The sequence below is a fragment of the Bradyrhizobium sp. ERR14 genome (genome assembly GCF_014198235.1).
Taxonomy (GTDB): Bacteria; Pseudomonadota; Alphaproteobacteria; order Rhizobiales; family Xanthobacteraceae; genus Bradyrhizobium.
In genome coordinates this window covers 103,523-120,777 of record NZ_JACIHD010000013.1, presented here as the reverse complement: position 1 = coordinate 120,777, position 17,255 = coordinate 103,523, and the positions used below count along the sequence as shown (strand labels likewise).

At 65.1% G+C, this 17,255-nt stretch carries 16 protein-coding genes; 9 read left to right on the top strand and 7 right to left on the bottom strand.

The features are described from left to right. Positions 1 to 324 precede the first annotated feature (324 nt). The 3 genes from GGD62_RS28660 (at position 325) to GGD62_RS28650 (ending at position 2,331) form a co-directional block, all read left to right on the top strand. Complete coding sequence (locus tag GGD62_RS28660) at positions 325 to 1,524, top strand: molybdopterin-dependent oxidoreductase (protein ID WP_183711500.1); 1,200 nt, start codon at positions 325 to 327, stop codon at positions 1,522 to 1,524. Positions 1,525 to 1,536: 12 nt separating this feature from the next. Continuing rightward, positions 1,537 to 1,845, top strand: coding sequence for a cytochrome c (locus tag GGD62_RS28655; RefSeq protein WP_183711498.1), 309 nt, complete (start codon positions 1,537 to 1,539; stop codon positions 1,843 to 1,845). Positions 1,846 to 2,130: 285 nt separating this feature from the next. Beyond that, the gene (locus GGD62_RS28650) at positions 2,131 to 2,331 is read left to right on the top strand and encodes a cold-shock protein (RefSeq protein WP_008134691.1); all 201 of its coding nucleotides are present in this window, start codon (positions 2,131 to 2,133) and stop codon (positions 2,329 to 2,331) included. Between the two features lie 168 nt (positions 2,332 to 2,499). On the opposite strand, the gene GGD62_RS28645 is transcribed toward GGD62_RS28650, so the two are convergent. Further along, the gene (locus GGD62_RS28645; RefSeq protein WP_018317238.1) at positions 2,500 to 2,961 is read right to left on the bottom strand and encodes an Lrp/AsnC ligand binding domain-containing protein; all 462 of its coding nucleotides are present in this window, start codon (positions 2,959 to 2,961) and stop codon (positions 2,500 to 2,502) included. A 113-nt stretch (positions 2,962 to 3,074) separates the two neighbouring features. Between GGD62_RS28645 and putA the strand changes: the two genes are divergently transcribed. The 3 genes from putA (at position 3,075) to GGD62_RS28630 (ending at position 8,346) form a co-directional block, all read left to right on the top strand. After that, positions 3,075 to 6,074 (top strand): bifunctional proline dehydrogenase/L-glutamate gamma-semialdehyde dehydrogenase PutA, encoded by a 3,000-nt coding sequence (gene putA / locus GGD62_RS28640; protein WP_183711496.1) that lies wholly within the window; start codon positions 3,075 to 3,077, stop codon positions 6,072 to 6,074. A 334-nt stretch (positions 6,075 to 6,408) separates the two neighbouring features. Further along, positions 6,409 to 7,614, top strand: a complete 1,206-nt coding sequence (locus GGD62_RS28635; RefSeq protein WP_183230386.1) for a CaiB/BaiF CoA-transferase family protein — start codon at positions 6,409 to 6,411, stop codon at positions 7,612 to 7,614. An 84-nt stretch (positions 7,615 to 7,698) separates the two neighbouring features. Continuing rightward, positions 7,699 to 8,346 carry a glutathione S-transferase family protein gene (locus GGD62_RS28630; RefSeq protein WP_183711494.1) on the top strand — a complete coding sequence of 216 codons (648 nt, stop codon included), beginning with the start codon at positions 7,699 to 7,701 and terminating at the stop codon, positions 8,344 to 8,346. Positions 8,347 to 8,395: 49 nt separating this feature from the next. On the opposite strand, the gene GGD62_RS28625 is transcribed toward GGD62_RS28630, so the two are convergent. The 6 genes from GGD62_RS28625 to GGD62_RS28600 form a co-directional block, all read right to left on the bottom strand. Beyond that, on the bottom strand, positions 8,396 to 8,560 hold the full coding sequence (locus tag GGD62_RS28625; protein WP_183711492.1) for a hypothetical protein: 165 nt from the start codon (positions 8,558 to 8,560) through the stop codon (positions 8,396 to 8,398). Positions 8,561 to 8,635: 75 nt separating this feature from the next. Next, a complete protein-coding gene (locus GGD62_RS28620; RefSeq protein ID WP_183711490.1) occupies positions 8,636 to 10,147 on the bottom strand; it encodes a hypothetical protein in 1,512 nt (503 codons plus the stop codon). Positions 10,148 to 10,239: 92 nt separating this feature from the next. Continuing rightward, on the bottom strand, positions 10,240 to 11,223 hold the full coding sequence (locus tag GGD62_RS28615; RefSeq protein WP_183711559.1) for a hypothetical protein: 984 nt from the start codon (positions 11,221 to 11,223) through the stop codon (positions 10,240 to 10,242). A gap of 372 nt (positions 11,224 to 11,595) precedes the next feature. Beyond that, positions 11,596 to 12,093, bottom strand: a complete 498-nt coding sequence (locus GGD62_RS28610; protein WP_183230389.1) for a TPM domain-containing protein — start codon at positions 12,091 to 12,093, stop codon at positions 11,596 to 11,598. A 5-nt stretch (positions 12,094 to 12,098) separates the two neighbouring features. Further along, positions 12,099 to 12,995 carry a YgcG family protein gene (locus GGD62_RS28605; RefSeq protein WP_183711488.1) on the bottom strand — a complete coding sequence of 299 codons (897 nt, stop codon included), beginning with the start codon at positions 12,993 to 12,995 and terminating at the stop codon, positions 12,099 to 12,101. 138 nt (positions 12,996 to 13,133) lie between these two features. Next, a complete protein-coding gene (locus GGD62_RS28600) occupies positions 13,134 to 13,742 on the bottom strand; it encodes a LemA family protein (RefSeq protein ID WP_018317247.1) in 609 nt (202 codons plus the stop codon). Positions 13,743 to 14,012: 270 nt separating this feature from the next. Here GGD62_RS28600 and GGD62_RS28595 point away from each other — a divergent pair, with 270 nt between their 5' ends. Genes GGD62_RS28595 through GGD62_RS28585 form a run of 3 tightly spaced genes read left to right on the top strand, consistent with a single transcriptional unit; the run spans position 14,013 to position 17,224 of the window. Next, a complete protein-coding gene (locus GGD62_RS28595) occupies positions 14,013 to 14,867 on the top strand; it encodes an enoyl-CoA hydratase (RefSeq protein ID WP_183711486.1) in 855 nt (284 codons plus the stop codon). Positions 14,868 to 14,872: 5 nt separating this feature from the next. Beyond that, positions 14,873 to 16,012 carry an acyl-CoA dehydrogenase family protein gene (locus GGD62_RS28590; RefSeq protein ID WP_183711484.1) on the top strand — a complete coding sequence of 380 codons (1,140 nt, stop codon included), beginning with the start codon at positions 14,873 to 14,875 and terminating at the stop codon, positions 16,010 to 16,012. A gap of 15 nt (positions 16,013 to 16,027) precedes the next feature. Then, entirely contained in the window at positions 16,028 to 17,224 is a 1,197-nt protein-coding gene (locus GGD62_RS28585; protein ID WP_183711482.1) for an acyl-CoA dehydrogenase family protein, read from the top strand. Positions 17,225 to 17,255: the final 31 nt, after the last annotated feature.

Genomic DNA, 17,255 nt, shown 5'->3' with positions numbered 1-17,255 from the left:
CTCCCTCCCCCGCTTGCGAGGGAGGGTTGGGGAGAGGGTGTCTCCGCAATGGGACACTCCCCTACAGGAGAAAGCCTTCACCCGCGCGCGCGACGATGCTTCGCATCGCCCGGGTCGCGACCTCTCCCGCAAGCGGGAGAGGTGCAGCGAGCGCGCGGCGACATTGAGACAACCAAAATCGTCCACGTAACACCGGCGTGCTGCAACGCAGCGGCATGGGCCTGCTGCGAAAGCACGAATTGACTTCGTTCCAATCGTTGCGACAGATGAGCGCGGCTCGCGGTGATGACCACAAGCCAACGAAAAGCTCCGGGAGGGGACCAGATGTTCGATCGACGCGACCTGCTCAAAGGAGCGGGGCTTGCCACACTCGCCGCCACACTGAATTCCACCAGGGCACTGGCACTCGATACCGTGACCCTGCCCTTCGCCAATGGCGAACGGCCGCTGGTGAAATATCCGCAGAAGCGAGCGATGATTGGGCTCACCAGCCGGCCGCCGCAGCTCGAGACGCCGTTCGCGATCTTCAACGACGGCCCGATCACGCCAAACAATGCGTTCTTCGTGCGCTATCACCTCTCGGACCTGCCCTACAATCTCGACCCCGACAAGTTCACGCTCGAGGTCAAGGGCAAGGTCGACAAGCCGCAAAAACTTTCGCTGAAAGACATCAGGAAGATGAAGGCGACCGAGATCGTCGCCGTCAACCAGTGCTCCGGCAACAGCCGCGGCTTCTTCGAGCCGCGCGTTGCCGGCGGCCAGCTCGCCAACGGAGCGATGGGCAATGCGCGCTGGCGCGGCGTGCCGCTGAAAGCGGTGCTGGAGATGGCCGGTGTGCAGAGCGGCGCCAGGCAGGTCACCTTCAACGGCATGGACGGGCCGGTCAGCGACAAGACGCCTGACTTCGTCAAGGCACTCGACATCGATCACGCCAGAGACGGCGAGGTGATGCTGGCCTATGGCATGAACGGCGAAGATTTGCCGTTCCTCAACGGCTTCCCGCTGCGCCTGATCGTGCCGGGCTATTATGGCACCTACTGGGTCAAGCACCTCAACGAGATCACCGTCATCGACAACGTCTATGAAGGCTTCTGGATGAAGTCGGCCTATCGCATTCCGGATACGCCTGATAACGCGATCGAGCCCGGCACTACGCCGAAGGCGACGATCCCGATCAACCGCTTCACCATCCGCTCATTCATCACCAGCGTGCCTGATGGCGCCAAGCTCAAGGCGGGCGCGACGACGCTACGCGGCATCGCCTTCGACGGCGGCAAGGGCATCAAGGAGGTCCAGGTCTCCACCGACGGCGGCAAGATTTGGACGAGCGCCAAGCTCGGCAAGGATCTCGGCAAATATTCGTTCCGTGAATGGAAGCTGCCGGTGAAGCTCGCGGCAGGCAGCGTTGAGCTCAAGGTGCGTGCCACCGGCAATGGCGGCGAGACGCAGCCGGATACGCCGCGCTGGAACCCGGCGGGTTATCTACGCAACGTCGTCGAAACCGTCCGCGTCACCGTGGCCTGAAGGAGAATGACCATGCAGCGTACCGTTCTCCTCGCTATCACGCTCGCCCTCGCCACCGGTCTCAGCGCCGTGACCGCGGCCCCCGTCAACTACCAGCTTCCGGACGAGGTCGCCGCATTCAAGCCCGGGCCCAATCTTGAAGTGGTCCAGGGCAATTGCAGCGCCTGCCACTCGGCCGACTACATCAAGACGCAGCCGCCGATGAAGGACAAGAAAGGCTTCTGGCAGGCCGAGGTGACCAAGATGATCAAGGTCTATGGTGCACCGATCGACGATGCCGATGTCGGCAAGATCGTCGATTACCTGGCCGCGACGTATTGAAGGACCGGAGCGTTTTCTCTTTACCCTCCCCTGGAGGGGGAGGGTAAGGAAGAGTGGCTGCTCGCTCCTCCTGTCTACAGTACATCCGCCGCGCTCCGGCCATTTGACCGCGAAACGGGCAAAACCGGCAAAAACGCCGCGAAGTTGAGCGGAATTCGGCAAAAGGCCGATGTGGTTTGAGCTACCAAGCCGGCCACATTCCGCGTATCCTGTTAGGACCGAACCGGCCGGTTGGCGGGGACTGGCGGTTCGAGATCTCGGAGGAAGACCCGCGGAGAAGTCGTGATGGCTAAAGGTACGGTCAAGTGGTTCAACCCGACGAAGGGTTATGGATTTATCCAGCCTGCGTCGGGCGGCAAGGATGTGTTCGTGCATATCTCGGCAGTGCAGAAAGCCGGTCTGTCGTCCCTGAACGAAGGACAGACGGTGGAATACGAAGAGATCGCAAACCGGGGCAAGACCTCCGCAGAGAACCTCAAAGTATAAGCCCGCCAGCTTTTGCTGCCTCCCGGACCCTTCCGGGAGCCGGGCCAAGAAAATTTTAGAAGACGGCCAGTGCATTCGACGACAGGCGTTGCGACTGCACACGGAGAGCTATTTCCCGCGAGGACCCTCGTTCAACGCCTCAGCAATGACAATCGCGACGGCACTTCGTCAGCCCACCGGTAACGGTGCGTCGCGCTTGATCTCCTCCATCACCGCATAGGTCCGCGTCTCGCGCACGCCCGGCATCGACAGCAGGGTCTCGCCGAGGAAGCGTCGATACGCCGCCATGTCGGCTAGCCGCGCCTTCACAAGATAGTCGAAGCCCCCGGCAACCATGTGACACTCCAGCACCTCGGGCGCGAGTTTCACCGCGCGCGCAAAACGTTCGAAATTGTCCGGCGTGGTCTTGTCGAGCAGCACCTCGACGAACACTAACAAACCGAGGCCGAGCCGATGCGGGTTGAGCCGCGCGCCATAGCCTTCGACAAAGCCCTCCCGCTGCAAGCGCTTCAGCCGCTCACCGATCGAGGTCGGCGACAGCCCGATGCGCTCGGCAAGCTCGACATTGGCGATGCGCCCATCCTCCTGCAAAATCGAGAGGATCTTCCGGTCGATTCGATCGAGTTCCATAGTTTATCAGGTCAGATCGCTTCTGATCTTCATTTTCTAAGGCAAATCGGCTAGATTGTCTATCGAACTACGGTCATGCGAGCCTTATCCTGGATTGAGCCACAGGACACGCCATGCCGAACATCCCACCGCCCTTCACCGCCGCCTACGCGCCCGATGATGCCGAGATCGCCGCGCGGCTGTTGCCGGCGTCGCATCTGTCCCCGCCACAGGAAGCCCGGATCGACCGCACTGCGACGCGGCTGATCGAGGCGATCCGCAAGCGCGACGACCGGCTCGGTGGGGTCGAGGACATGCTGCGGGAGTTTGCGCTCTCGACCAAGGAAGGGCTCGCGCTGATGGTGCTGGCGGAGGCACTGCTGCGCGTGCCGGATGCGCGCACTGCCGACCAGTTCATCGAGGACAAGCTCGGCGAGGGCGACTTCATCCACCACGAGACCAAGTCCACGGCGTTCCTGGTCAACGCCTCGGCCTGGGCGCTCGGCCTGTCAGCGCGGGTGATCCAGCCCGGCGAGACGCCCGACGGCACGATCGGCCGTCTGGTGAAGCGGCTGGGGGCGCCTGCGGTGCGCACCGCCACGCGCCAGGCGATGCGGCTGATGGGCAATCATTTCGTGCTGGGCGAGACCATCGAGCAGGCGCTGGAGCGGGGCAAGCCGCGCTCCGGCCAGAAGCCGCGCTATTCCTTCGACATGCTCGGCGAAGGCGCGCGCACGGCGGCGGATGCCAAGCGTTACTTCGATGCCTATGCGAGTGCGATCGAGACGATCGGCAAGGCTGCGGGTCCCCATCCCCTGCCCGACCGGCCCGGCATCTCGGTCAAGCTCTCGGCGCTGCATCCGCGCTTCGAGGCAATCAGCCACGAGCGCGTGATGGCCGAACTGGTGCCGCTGCTGCTCGATCTCGCGCAGCGCGCCAAGGCACATGACCTCAACTTCACCGTCGATGCCGAGGAGGCCGACCGGCTGGAGCTGTCGCTCGACGTGATCGCGGCAACGCTCGCCGATCCCTCGCTGGCCGGCTGGGACGGATTTGGCCTCGCGATCCAGGCCTATCAGAAGCGCGCCAGCGCGATGATCGACTATGTCGATGCGCTCGCGCGCGCGCATGACCGCAGGCTGATGGTCCGCCTCGTCAAGGGCGCCTATTGGGACACCGAGATCAAGCGCGCGCAGGAGCGCGGGCTCGACGGCTATCCCGTGTTCACGCGCAAGGCGATGACGGATCTGAACTACGTCGCCTGCGCGACAAAGCTTTTGAGCTTGCGGCCGCGCATCTTCCCGCAATTCGCCACCCACAATGCGCTGACGGTCGCGACCGTGCTGGAGCTTGCCGGGAAGAGCGGCGGGTTCGAATTCCAGCGCCTGCACGGCATGGGCGAAGCGCTGTACGAGCAGCTTGCCAAGGATCACCCCGAAATCGCTTACCGCACCTACGCGCCGGTCGGCAGCCATCGCGACCTGCTCGCCTATCTGGTGCGGCGCCTGCTGGAGAACGGCGCCAACTCGTCGTTCGTGGCGCAGGCCGCGGATTATCGCGTGCCTGTTACGGCGCTATTGCAGCGTCCGGCGGACGCCATCGTCCGACCGCAAGCGGCAGCGCATCCGAAAATCCCGTTGCCGGCCGATCTTTTCGCGCCGGAGCGGCGCAATTCGCGCGGCGTCGAATTCGGTGCGCGCGTCGCGCTCGATCATTTGCTCGCTGACGTCAAAGCCGAGGCGACCGATCTCGAGCCGATTGCGGACGCCACTCCGGATCAGGCGAATGCGGCGGTGGCCGCGGTACGCGCTGGCTTCGCCGCCTGGAGCCGGACGCCGGCGGCCACGCGCGCGGCGGCGCTGGAGCAAGCCGCGCATCTCCTGGAGAGCCGCAGCGCCCGTTTCATCGCGCTGCTGCAAAGCGAGGGCGGCAAGACGCTCGACGATTCGCTATCGGAGCTGCGCGAGGCCGCCGATTTCTGCCGCTATTATGCTGCGCAAGGCCGCAAGCTGTTTGGCGGTGATGCCGCGATGCCGGGCCCGACCGGTGAGAGCAACGCGCTCGCGATGCGCGGCCGCGGCGTCTTCGTCGCGATCTCGCCGTGGAATTTTCCGCTGGCGATCTTCCTCGGCCAGGTCACGGCGGCGCTGATGGCTGGCAACAGCGTGGTGGCAAAGCCCGCCGAGCAGACCCCGCGCATCGCGCGCGAGGCCGTCGCCCTGCTGCACGAAGCCGGCATCCCGAAAGATGCGCTGCATCTCGTTGTCGGCGACGGCCGCATCGGTGCCGCACTGACCGCGCACGCCGATATCGCCGGCGTCGTCTTCACCGGCTCGACCGAGGTCGCCCGCAGCATCAACCGGACGCTCGCCGCCAAGGATGGGCCGATCGTGCCGCTGATCGCGGAGACCGGCGGCATCAATGCCATGATCGCGGATGCAACCGCGCTGCCCGAGCAGGTCGCCGACGACGTCGTCACCTCGGCGTTCCGCTCCGCCGGCCAGCGTTGCTCGGCGCTGCGGCTCTTGTTCGTGCAGGAGGACGTCGCCGACCGCATGATCGAGATGATCGCGGGCGCCGCGCGCGAGTTGAAAATCGGCGATCCCTGTGACGCCGCGACCCATGTCGGCCCTGTGATCGACGCGGAGGCCAAGCAGCGCCTCGTTGCCCATATTGCGCGGATGAAGAGTGAGGCGCGGCTGCACTTTGCCGGCCATGCGCCGCGAGGCTGCTTCGTGGCACCGCACATCTTCGAGCTCAGGGACGCCGGCCAGCTCACCGAGGAGGTGTTCGGCCCGATCCTCCACGTCGTGCGCTACCGCGCCGAAAACCTCGAACGCGTGCTGCAGGCGATCGAGCGCTCCGGTTACGGGCTCACCCTCGGCGTCCATTCCCGCATCGACGACACCATCGAAGCCATCATCGACCGCGTGCAGGTCGGCAACATCTACGTCAACCGCAACATGATCGGCGCCGTCGTCGGCGTGCAGCCGTTCGGCGGCAACGGCCTGTCCGGAACCGGCCCCAAGGCCGGCGGCCCGCACTACCTCGCCCGCTTCGCGACCGAGCAGACCGTGACGATCAACACGGCCGCGGCGGGCGGCAACGCGGCGTTGCTTGCGGGGGAGGAGTGAGCGGCAAGTCCGGATTCGGATCTCACAGTATCGCAATAGCAGTTCCGTCATCCTGAGGCGCGAGTGGCGCGATGCCAGGCATCGCGCCGGGAGCCTCGAAGGATGAACGGCCCCGATGCAGCCGGGCCGTCGCCCTTCGAGGGCCGCTGAAGAAGCGGCCACCTCAGGGTGACGGGGATGGAATTAGCGCCCACCGGACGCACGCCGACCGCCGCAATGGGCCCTGCGCCGGGCGCCGTTGCATCCCGGCAAAACATCAGTCTAATTGCTCCATCACCTGCCCGCGCCAATTCCAGCGCGCGGGAAACGACAAGAGCGAGGGAGCAACGCCGCGATGGAAAAAGGCATTTTTGCGGGCCTGAAGGTTTTGGACTGCGCAAGCTTTATCGCAGCGCCCGCGGCCGCGACCGTGCTGTCGGATTTCGGCGCCGATGTCATCAAGATCGAGCCGCCCGGCGCCGGCGATCCCTACCGCAATCTGCCGAACCTGCCTGGCTATCCCACCGGCGAGCACAATTTCGCCTGGCTGCTGGAGGCCCGCAACAAGAAGAGCATCGCGCTCGACCTCGCCAAGCCGGAAGCGCAGGCCGTGCTCTACAAGCTGGTCGCAGAGGCCGACGTCTTCATCACCAACATGCCGCCGCCGGTGCGCGCCAAGCTCGGCATCACCCACGATCACCTCGCCCATCTCAACGACCGGCTGATCTACGCCTCCTTCACCGGCTATGGCGAGAAGGGCGAAGAGGCCAACAAGCCCGGCTTCGACAGCAATGCCTATTGGGCGCGCTCCGGCCTGATGGACCTGGTCCGCGCCGACACCGACACCACGCCGGCCCGCTCGGTCGCCGGCATGGGCGACCATCCCTGCGCCATGGCGTTCTACGGCGCCATCGTCACCGCGCTCTATCAGCGCGAGAAGACCGGCAAGGGCTCCCACGTCGCCTCCAATCTGATGGCGAACGGGGTGTGGGCCGCGAGCGTGCTGGCGCAGGCAAAGCTCTGCGGCGCCAAGTTCGGCGAGCGGCGTCCGCGCGAGCGCGCGCTGAACGCTGTCGCCAACCACTATCAATGCAAGGACGGCCGCTGGCTGATCCTGTCGCTGCTGAGCGAAGAGAAGCAGTTTCCGACACTGGCGAAGTGCCTGGGGCGCGAAGACCTCATCACCGATCCGCGCTTCGCCACCAAACCCGACCGTCACGCCCGCTCGGTGGAGCTGATCAAGATCTTCGACGAGACCTTCGCGACCAGGGATCTTGCCGAATGGCGCAAGATTCTCGACGGCAACGGCCTCGTGTTCGGCGTCGTCGCCATCCTGGACGACATCCCCAACGACAAGCAGATGCTCGACAACGAGGTGCTGGTGCCGTTCGAGAACGACACCATGCTGACCATCTCCAGCCCGATCTGGATCGACGGCACCAAGAAGGTCCAGCCGCGCAAGCCGCCCGCCGTCGGCGAGCACAGTGACGAGATTTTGCGCGAGGCGGGATACGACGAAGCGGCGATCAAGCAGCTGCGCGGATCGGGGGCGGTGGGATAGGAGGGCGCTAGCGCTACATACTCGCAATGACGATGCCGGGCGATCTCGCTATAAGCTACCGGCAAAACAACGCCGCGAGGTCCCATGCCCAGCTACCGCCTGCACTACTTCCCCGAATCCGGCAACAGTTACAAGCTGGCGCTGATGCTGACGCTTTGCGGCGAGAGGTTCGAGCCGGTCTGGACCGATTTCGGCGGCGGCGTCACGCGCACGGCGGAATGGCGCAAGGCCGTCAACGAGATGGGCGAGATTCCGGTGCTCGAAGTCGACGGCGTGAAGATGACGCAGACCGCACCGCTGCTCTTGAAGCTCGCCGAGCAATATGGGCGTTTCGGCGCCGACACGGAGGACGAGAAGTTCGAGCTGTTGCGCTGGCTGTTCTGGGACAACCACAAGCTCACCGGCTACATGGCGACCTATCGCTTCATGCGCGCCTTCACCGAGAAGAACGATCCGCAGGTGCTGAAGCACTTTCGCCGCCGGCTCGAGGACTTCCTTGGCATCCTCGACGGACATCTCCAGCACAACGAATTCGCGATCGGCGCAAAGCCGACGGTCGCTGATATCTCGATGATGGCCTATCTGCATTATCCGAGCGACGAGCACGGCTTCGATTTCGCGGCGAGCCATCCATCCATCCACGCCTGGCTCGGCCGCATGGCCGCGCTACCTGGCTGGAAGCCGGCGTACGAGCTGCTGCCGGGCAAGCGGATGACGAACTACGCGAAGTGAAGACTCCTTCTTTCCCCTCTCCCCGCACGCGGGGAGAGGCGAAGGGAAACTACCTCAACGACAGCCAGCCGAGCGTGAACAGGATGCCGCCGACGATCACGGCCATCGCGATTGCCCAGATGCTGACGCGGGCGCTGCCGGTGATCTGCTTGACTTCCTCATTGCGCGCAATCTCGCGATTGCGCTCCTTGTTGGCGTCGCCAGTATTCGTCATGAATCATCCAAATCGCTTTGTCGTTTTGCGCATGATCTTGTCGGAAAACCGCTACACACTTTTCCGGATCATGCGCTAACGCGTCTTGATGAAGCACATGCCGATGCGGCGCGAGGCCGCGGCGGCCTGACAGGTGAGACCGTTAGCACAGCTCCATGACGTAAAACTCTCATCCCGCGTTCCCGATCCCGCCTCCTGCAGGGAACAATGCGCGCCCCAGCCGTCCTGATACTCGCTCCCGGCGAGCTCCCGGCTGCCGCGGGTCTGCGGCCGGCTGGCAAATCCGCGTGAGAAATCAGGGCGTTTGCCTGCGGCGAACGCAGTCAGGATGTCGCGGCGGCGAGGCTGGTCACCGAGAAAGTGTGGCGAGGCCGGCACGATGGCGGAATTCGACGGCTTGTCCGCCAGCCAATCGACGCCCGGAAAGTGAAAGCCGCCGATGCCGCGGGTCTGGTGGCAGCCCGAGCAGGTGACGTCGTTGAGACGGCGCTGGAAGCCCGCGACCGAGCGGATGTTCTGCAGGTCGCCGCGCGCGGCCGCCTGCTTCAGCGCACCGACCACGTCGTTGTCGGTGAAGACCGCTTTGCCCTCCCCTTCAGCCTGCATCATGCCGAACTGCGGCTGCAGCACTGATGCATCGAGGCCGGCCGGCGTCGGCACCACCGCACTCCTGGCCAGGAATTTCTCGGGGATCAGCACGGTGCCACGATCGAACTCGCGAAGATGCTCGGGTGCGAGCAGCCAATCCTTGAAGTCGCGCCGAAGCGCGTCGTCCGCCATGATCCGGTCGCGGTCGATCTGGTTCTCCAGCGTCGATTCCTCGAAGGCCTTCGTGGCGGAATTGTACTTGAACACCTTGAGCAGATAGTCGGAGCGGAAATCATGCACCGCCGACTTCGCCGCGACCGAGAGCTGGATGTTGGTCTCGATGCGATCGAGCATGGCGTCGTCCCGGCTGCCGATCAGCTCCTGCCAATTGCCGTTGTCGAGCCAGCGCCGCGCGACCTCGACACAGCTGATCGGCTTGCCGTTCGCGTCCGTCTGGCGCGCATCCCGCGCCTTCATCACCAGATTGAGCGTCATCGGCAGCCGCGTCGCGGTTGTGCCGTCGAAGCGCGCCAGCCGATAGATCAGCCGGATCTCGCCGCAGGACTCCTCCGAGGCGTAGGCGCGGTCCATGCGGTTGACGATGCCGGCCAGCACGAAGCGCGTGTCGCGAGAATTCAGCACGGCCCGATCGAACAGCTGCACGTCAAAGCCCTCGCCGACGCCGATGGTCTCGCTCGGATAGGCCGCCTTTTGCCCTTTGATGTAGCGGTCGACCTCCGCATCGATCGCCGGCGGAATGTCCTTGAGCTGGGACAGCTCTGAAAACAGCCGGTCGGTCGTCAGCGAAGCATCCGCTTGGCGCTCCGGTGCCAACAGGCGCTGGAGCGTGAGAGCGTTGCCCTCATCGAGCCTGCGCAGGAGATCGGGATCGGTGATGGCGGTGCCGCGCGTCAGCGGCGCGGTCTCCGCGGCCGATAGCGCGGCGGTGCCGCCAAACAAGACGGCGGCAGCAAGGAGAATTCGCAACGCCCGGCTCATGCCTGAGGTAACACCGCGGCGGTCCGCCTATTCAAGCAAAAAGGCGCTTCACATGGTGGTGAAGCGCCTTTCGAAAGTCGTATCTGGGCCGCTCAGCGCGCGACGATCAGGCCCTTGCTGGTGACGACCACCCAGCGGCCGTCCTGGCGACGGATCGCATCGACGCGGCCGAGGCCGGGAATGGGATCGCCGGGATAGACCTCGTAGAGGCCGTCACGGCCCTCGATCAGCGCGCCGCCATTGGCGGCGTTGCGCAGCCGCCAGCCTTCGACCGTCGGCAGGCGGCCGACCTCGGTCTTGGGCGCGGCAGCCACTGGGGCCGATGCGGCGGCGGCGGTCGCGACCTGGGTCGGCGCGATCGAGCCGGTGGTCTCCTTCGGCACCGCTGCTGCGGCCTGCGCAGGGGCGGCAGGCGGCGCGGCGCGGAGCTTGTCGACGGTCTCGGACAGCTTTGCGATTTTGGCCATCGGCTCGGCCTGCGCCTTCTCGAGCTTGTCGAGGCGGTCGTTGGCGCGGTTGAACTGGGTGACACCGGTTTTCGAGCTGTGCTCGACATTGGCCTTGAGCGCGACGAGGTCGGCATCGATCCGGGCGACCGACGCATCGAGCGCGCTGGTGTCGGCGACCTGCACCGGCGCCTGGGCCGGGGCGGCGAAATGCATCATGCCCGCGGTCGCGAGCGCGCCGCTGATGGCGCCGACGCTCGCCGCGATCGCCACCACCGCGGCCATCGCCGACAGGCGGCGCTTGCTGCCGGTCTCACGCGGCTCTTCCGCCTTCACATGCGGGGCAAAATCCTCACGGTCCCAGGAGCGTTCCGACGGCGCCATGACGATGAGCTTGCCGGGCTTCGGCTCAGGCTTGGCTTCGGCTTCGAGCTTCGGCACCTCGATCCGGGATGCCTCGATCTTTGGCGGCTCGACCTTGATCGGATCGGGCTTGACCGGATCAGGTTTGGGCGGCGCCTCATGGTCCGGGGCAATCGAGGGAGCCTCGATCCCAGCGGCCTCGACGGCCTGCGGCGCGGTCGCAGCAGCCTCGACGACGCCGGTGTCCTGGGCAGCCTGCTCGGGCATTGGTTCGCTCACGGCTCAAATACTCCAGTCTGGGTTGACCTTTTGGTAACTTTCATTGCTTGCGAAATCCTTACCTGCGGACCCGCTTACCGAAATTTTAGGAAGTTATCCGGGGCCGAATTTGGCCGGGAAAGTGGAACCGGTGTGGCGGGCGTCAAACAATTCGTAATCGGGTGAAGATGAACGGCTGCGGAATGAGCGCCTCTGTCGCTACCGTCATCCTGAGGTGCGAGGCTTGCGATGCGATGCATCGCAAGTGGAAGCCTCGAAGGATGAACGGCCGAGCTGCAGCAGCCGGGCCGTCGCCATTCGAGGCTCGCCGAAGAGGCGAGCACCTCAGGGTGACGGTGCGAGAGTTGACTTAGCTCCTCGTCACATCACGACCGGCGCATCCGGCAGCTCGTTCGCATGCGATGCGCCGGGCGGAAAATGCCGCGCCAGTTCGCGCGACACCGCCGTGATGCCGGCGATGACGCCGCGCTCGAACTGGCCGGAGCCGAACTCGGCCTCCATCGCGCGGCAGATGCTTTCCCATCCTTCGGCACCAACCTTGGCGTGGATGCCGCGGTCGGCCACGATCTCGACGTCACGGTCGGCGAGCAGGAGATAGATCAGGACACCGTTGTTATGCGCGGTGTCCCAGATGCGCTGATGCGCGAACACGTCGAGCGCGCGCTCGCGGGCCGGCTGGTTGCGGAACAGCGGCGCGCCGTCGAGTGCGCCTTCGACCACGAAGCGGACCTGACCGGAATGGGTGGTCTCGCCCTGCTTGATCGCCTGCTCGATGCGGGCGAGCACGGCCGGCGGAAAGATCTGCTTTGCGCGCCAATGATGCTGCACGAGATGTCTGGCAATGCGCTTGATGCTCATGACCGCTACCAGCTCCCCGAGGCGCCGCCGCCGCCGAAACTGCCGCCACCGCCGCTGAAGCTGCCGCTGTCACTGGAAGACGACCCGCTGCTCCAGCCACCCGACGAAGAGCCGCTCGACCACGAGCCGCCGCGCGAACGGCCAGTGCCCGGCGCGATCGCCGAAAACAGATCGGCGACGAATCCGATGACGAAGCCGAGGACTCCGACAGCGATGGCGAGCGCGAAGGAGCCGAGAATGAGCCAGGTCAGCCCTGCGATGATGCCGCCGGTCACCAGGGATCCGAGCAGCCGCCCCAGCATGGCCCGGAAGAACCCGCCGACCCCGATCGAGGCGAACAGCGTCACGATGAAGACCGGCGCGAGGTCATCCAGATGACCGAAGCTCACCGTGGGTGACGGAACCGGCAGCGGCTCGCCGTCGATGACCCGGATCATGCGATCGACGCCATCCGAGATGCCGCCGCCGAAATCGCCTGCCCGGAATTTCGGTGTAATGATCTCATCGATGATCCGCCGCGAGGTGACGTCGGTGAGCGCGCCTTCGAGGCCATAGCCGACCTCGATGCGCAAATGCCGGTCATTCTTGGCGACGACGAGGATCGCGCCGTCGTCGACCTTCTTGCGACCGATCTTCCAGGCCTCCGCAACGCGGATCGAGAATTGCTCGATCGTCTCCGGCTGCGTGGTCGGCACGATCAGGACGGCGATCTGGCTGCCCTTGCGCGTCTCGAAGTCGCGCAACCTTTGCGACAACGCGGCGACGTTGCTGCTGGACAGCGTCCCGGTTTGGTCGACCACGCGGCCGGTGAGCTCGGGGATGGCGACGTCGGCTGAGGCGGGGAGCGCGAAGGCGAGGACGAGCGTCGCAACGAAAACCGCGCGCCGCACACTCAGTGTCATCGCCCGGCTCGACCGGGCGATCCAGTATTCCAGAGACGCCAGAGGCCTACGGAGAGGCCGCGGCGTACTGGATTCCCCGCTTTCGCGGGGAATGACAGTGGTGGGTGGAGTGAAGACCATTCGCAGAATCGCGCGCGCTTACTTCGACGGTGCCGGCGCCGGGTTGAAGTCCACCTTCGGCGCGGTCGAGATTTCCTTCTCGTTTGCGACCGAGAAGTTCGGCTTCTCCTTGTAGCCGAACATCATCGCGGTGAGGTTGCTCGGGAACGAGCGGATGGTAACGTTATAATCCTGCACCGCCTTGATGTAACGGTTGCGCGCCACCGTGATGCGGTTCTCGGTGCCCTCGAGCTGCGACATCAAATCCTTGAATAGCGCGTCCGACTTGAGCTGCGGGTAGTTCTCGGTGACGACCAGCAGCCGCGACAGCGCGCTGGAGAGCTCGCCCTGCGCAGCCTGGAACTTCTGGAAGGCGGCCGGATCGTTCAGCACCTCGGGCGTCGCCTGGATGCTGCCGACCTTGGCGCGCGCATTGGTGACGCCCAGCAGCACATCCTTCTCCTGCTGGGCAAAGCCCTTCACCGAGTTGACGAGATTGGGCACGAGATCGGCGCGGCGCTGATACTGGTTCACGACCTCGGACCAGTTGGACTTGATCTGCTCGTCCTCGCTCTGGATCGCGTTGTAGCCGCAATTGGTGAGACTCAGCGAGGCCAGCGCCGCCAGCACGGTCAGGATCTTGCGCATTAAATTTCTCCCGGTGGAATCCTGTAACTCAATATCAGATAGCGATAACGCGGTACCAGCTTTTCGGGTTCATTCCGGGGCGCGAAGCGAGCCATGGTGCGCCCTTGCGTACCTGAAAATCTCGAGATTCCAGGTCTGGTCCTCCGGACCATCCCGGAATGACTGCGCCGGATGAGCGCACCTCAGCCGACTGACGCAAGCCTCTTGCCTATCCCTGACCGACATAGTCAACTCGACGAAACAATAAGACAGAACACCGGGGGAAACGCGATGACGTCGTTCGAGACCATCCTCGTGGAGAGGCCGGATCCGGCGATCACCCGGATCGTGATGAACCGGCCAGAAGCGCGTAACGCGCAGAACCTGCAAATGACCTACGACCTCAATGCCGCCTTCGACGCGGCGGTGCAGGACGATTCGGTCAAGGTGATCATCCTCGCCGGCAACGGTCCGCACTTCTCCTCCGGCCATGATCTGCGTCCCGGCGGCAAGAATGCCGCCGGCGTCGATTTTCCACCGATCGGAAATTGGGGCGGCTTTGCCGAGCCGAATGCCCATGGCCGCTTCGCGCGCGAGCAGGAAATCTATCTCCAGATCACCCGGCGCTGGCGCAATCTCGCAAAACCGACCATTGCCGAGGTGCACGGCAAGTGTATCGCCGGCGGGCTGATGCTGGCCTGGGCCTGCGACCTCATCGTCGCCAGCGACGATGCGCAGTTCTGCGATCCCGTGGTGACCATGGGCGTCTGCGGCGTCGAATGGTTCGTGCATCCCTGGGAGCTCGGCGCGCGCAAGGCCAAGGAGTTCCTGTTCACCGCCGACAACTGGAGCGCCGAGGTGGCGCAGCAGCTCGGCATGGTCAACCAAGTGGTGCCGCGCGCGGAGCTTTCTGCGCGCACGCTGGAGCTGGCGCGCAGGATTGCGGCAAAGCCGGCCTTCGCGCTCAAGATGACCAAGGAAGCGGTGAACCGCTCGGTCGATGTGATGGGCCAGCCCGCCGCAATCGACCAGGCCTTTGCGCTGCATCAGCTCTGCCATGCCCACAACCTTCAGGAGTTCGGCATGATCGTCGATCCCTCGGGCCTGCATCCCTCCGTGCGCAAGCCGCCGGCGGCCGCGGAGTAATTGCGATGGACCTCAATCTCAGTGACGAGCAAAGGCTGCTGCGCGAGAGCGCGGAGCGCTTCGTGTCCGGAAGCTACGATGCCGATCACCGTCGCAAGATGGCGAACGATCCGCTCGGCTTTAGCCCGGAGGTGTGGAAGCAGTTCGCCGAGCTCGGCTGGCTGGCGCTGCCGATTGCGGAAGAGTTCGGCGGCCTTGGCGGCGGCGCGGTCGAGATCGGCATCCTGATGGAGGCGTTCGGCCGTGGGCTGGTATCGGAGCCCTATGTCGCGACCGTGGTGCTGGGAGCCGCACTGATCGCCAGATGCGGCACCAATGAGCAGAAGCAGGAGAGCCTGCCGAAGATCGCGGATGGATCCTTGAAGCTTGCGTTTGCGCATTCCGAGCGCACGGCGAGGTTCGATCTCGCCAAGGTCGCAACCGCCGCCGACCGGACCGCACAGGGCTGGCGCCTTGCCGGCAGCAAGCTCGCCGTGCTCGACGGCCATGCCGCCGATGAGATCATCGTCTCCGCGCGCATTCATGATCATCAGAGGCCTTCGGGACGGACCGGCCTGTTCCTCGTCCCCGCGACGACGCCTGGCCTCGTCGTCAGCGACTTTCCGCGCCTCGGCGGCGGGCGCGCCTGCAACCTCGAGCTATGCGACGTGCATCTGCCCGAGGACGCCCTGCTCGGCGACGGCAGCGACGCACTGCCGGCGATCGAATGGGCGGTCGATCGCGCCATGGCCGCGCTCGGCGCAGAAGCCGTCGGCATCATGCAGACGCTGCTGGACACCACGCTCGAATACACCAAGATCCGAAAGCAGTTCGGACGGCCGCTGTCGGCCAACCAGGTGATCCGCCATCGCCTCGCCGACATGGCGATGCAGGTCGACGAGGCGCGCTCGATGGCACTGCGCGCTGCGCTCAAGGCAGATGCCGCGCCAGTCGAGCGGGCACGGGCCGCGTCCGGCGCCAAAGCCAAGATCGGCAAATGTGCGCGCTTCGTCGGCGAGCAGTCGATCCAGCTCCACGGCGGCATGGGCGTCACCGAGGAGCTCGAGGTCGGCGCCTATTTCAAGCGCCTCGTCGCCTTCGACACGCTGTTCGGCGGCAGCGCGCACCACTATGCCCGTCACGCCGAACTTGGCCGCAAGGCTTGATACCGGGAGAGCCTCATGGACCTGTCGTTCAATGCCGAAGAGCGCGCCTTCCAGGACGAGGTACGCAGCTTCATTGCCAAGAATCTCACCGAGGAGATGAAGCGCGCGACCGCGCTGACGCCCTCGGTGTTCTCCGACCCTGATATCGGCATGGCCTGGCAGCGCGCGCTACACAGGCAGGGCTGGGGCGCGCCGGGCTGGCCGGTCGAGCATGGCGGGCCGGCCTGGACGCCGGCGCAGCGCTGGATCTTCGAGACGGAGTCCGCGCGGGCCGGCGTGCCCAATGTGAATGTCATGGGCGTGAAGATGGTCGGGCCGGTCATCATCGGCTTCGGCTCGCCCGAGCAGAAGAACTTCTACCTGCCGCGGATTCTCTCCGGCGAGGATTACTGGTGCCAGGGCTATTCCGAGCCGGGCTCCGGCTCCGACCTCTCTTCGCTGAAGACGCGCGCGGTGCGCGACGGCGACGACTACATCATCAACGGCACAAAAATCTGGACCACGCATGCGCATCACGCCAATCGCATGTTCGCGCTGGTGCGCACCAGCGACGGGCCGCGGCAGCAGGACGGCATCAGCTTCATCCTGATCGACATGAAGACGCCTGGCATCACCACGCGTCCCATCCTCACCATCGGCGGCGACCACGAGGTCAACCAGGTGTTCTTCGACGACGTCCGCGTGCCCGTGGCCAACCGGGTCGGCGAGGAAGGCAAGGGCTGGACCTACGGCAAATATCTGCTCGAGTTCGAGCGCGGCTCGGGCATCGCCTCGGCCAAGCTGCGCGAGGGCTTGAAGGCGATCGCCGACCTCGCCGAGTCCGACCTGACCGGCCGCGCCATCGACAGTCCCGATATCGCCGCGCGCATCTCGGAGGTGGAGATCGATATCGACGCGCTTGAAATGACCGAGCTGCGCGTGCTCTCCGCGTTGCAGACCGGACAAAACCCCGGCGCGGTGTCGTCAATCCTGAAGCTGCGCAACAGCGAGATCCGCCAGGCCGTGACGCGGCTCGGCGTCGACGTCATCGGCCACGACGCCCTCGCCGTCGAGCCGATGCGCCCGCTCTACAAGCTCAATCACGAGCCGGCGACGCCGGAGGAGATGCTGACAATGGTGCCGGAATATCTCAACGGCCGCGCCTACACCATCTTCGGCGGCACCTCGGAGATCCAGCGCGACATTATTGCGAAGATGATGCTGGGGATTTGAGGTCTAGGACTTCAGCTCGAGTTGGCGCGGC

Bases quoted from the DNA above. Each gene is read 5' to 3' on its own strand.
- GGD62_RS28655 (WP_183711498.1), top strand. From the start codon at position 1,537: ATGCAGCGTACCGTTCTCCTCGCTATCACGCTCGCCCTCGCCACCGGT.
- GGD62_RS28620 (WP_183711490.1), bottom strand. From the start codon at position 10,147: ATGAGCCGGGCGTTGCGAATTCTCCTTGCTGCCGCCGTCTTGTTTGGC.
- GGD62_RS28610 (WP_183230389.1), bottom strand. From the start codon at position 12,093: ATGAGCATCAAGCGCATTGCCAGACATCTCGTGCAGCATCATTGGCGC.
- GGD62_RS28595 (WP_183711486.1), top strand. From the start codon at position 14,013: ATGACGTCGTTCGAGACCATCCTCGTGGAGAGGCCGGATCCGGCGATC.
- GGD62_RS28590 (WP_183711484.1), top strand. From the start codon at position 14,873: ATGGACCTCAATCTCAGTGACGAGCAAAGGCTGCTGCGCGAGAGCGCG.
- GGD62_RS28645 (WP_018317238.1), bottom strand. From the start codon at position 2,961: ATGGAACTCGATCGAATCGACCGGAAGATCCTCTCGATTTTGCAGGAG.
- GGD62_RS28630 (WP_183711494.1), top strand. From the start codon at position 7,699: ATGCCCAGCTACCGCCTGCACTACTTCCCCGAATCCGGCAACAGTTAC.
- GGD62_RS28660 (WP_183711500.1), top strand. From the start codon at position 325: ATGTTCGATCGACGCGACCTGCTCAAAGGAGCGGGGCTTGCCACACTC.
- GGD62_RS28585 (WP_183711482.1), top strand. From the start codon at position 16,028: ATGGACCTGTCGTTCAATGCCGAAGAGCGCGCCTTCCAGGACGAGGTA.
- GGD62_RS28615 (WP_183711559.1), bottom strand. From the start codon at position 11,223: ATGCCCGAGCAGGCTGCCCAGGACACCGGCGTCGTCGAGGCTGCTGCG.
- GGD62_RS28650 (WP_008134691.1), top strand. From the start codon at position 2,131: ATGGCTAAAGGTACGGTCAAGTGGTTCAACCCGACGAAGGGTTATGGA.
- GGD62_RS28605 (WP_183711488.1), bottom strand. From the start codon at position 12,995: ATGACACTGAGTGTGCGGCGCGCGGTTTTCGTTGCGACGCTCGTCCTC.
- GGD62_RS28635 (WP_183230386.1), top strand. From the start codon at position 6,409: ATGGAAAAAGGCATTTTTGCGGGCCTGAAGGTTTTGGACTGCGCAAGC.
- GGD62_RS28625 (WP_183711492.1), bottom strand. From the start codon at position 8,560: ATGACGAATACTGGCGACGCCAACAAGGAGCGCAATCGCGAGATTGCG.
- putA (WP_183711496.1), top strand. From the start codon at position 3,075: ATGCCGAACATCCCACCGCCCTTCACCGCCGCCTACGCGCCCGATGAT.
- GGD62_RS28600 (WP_018317247.1), bottom strand. From the start codon at position 13,742: ATGCGCAAGATCCTGACCGTGCTGGCGGCGCTGGCCTCGCTGAGTCTC.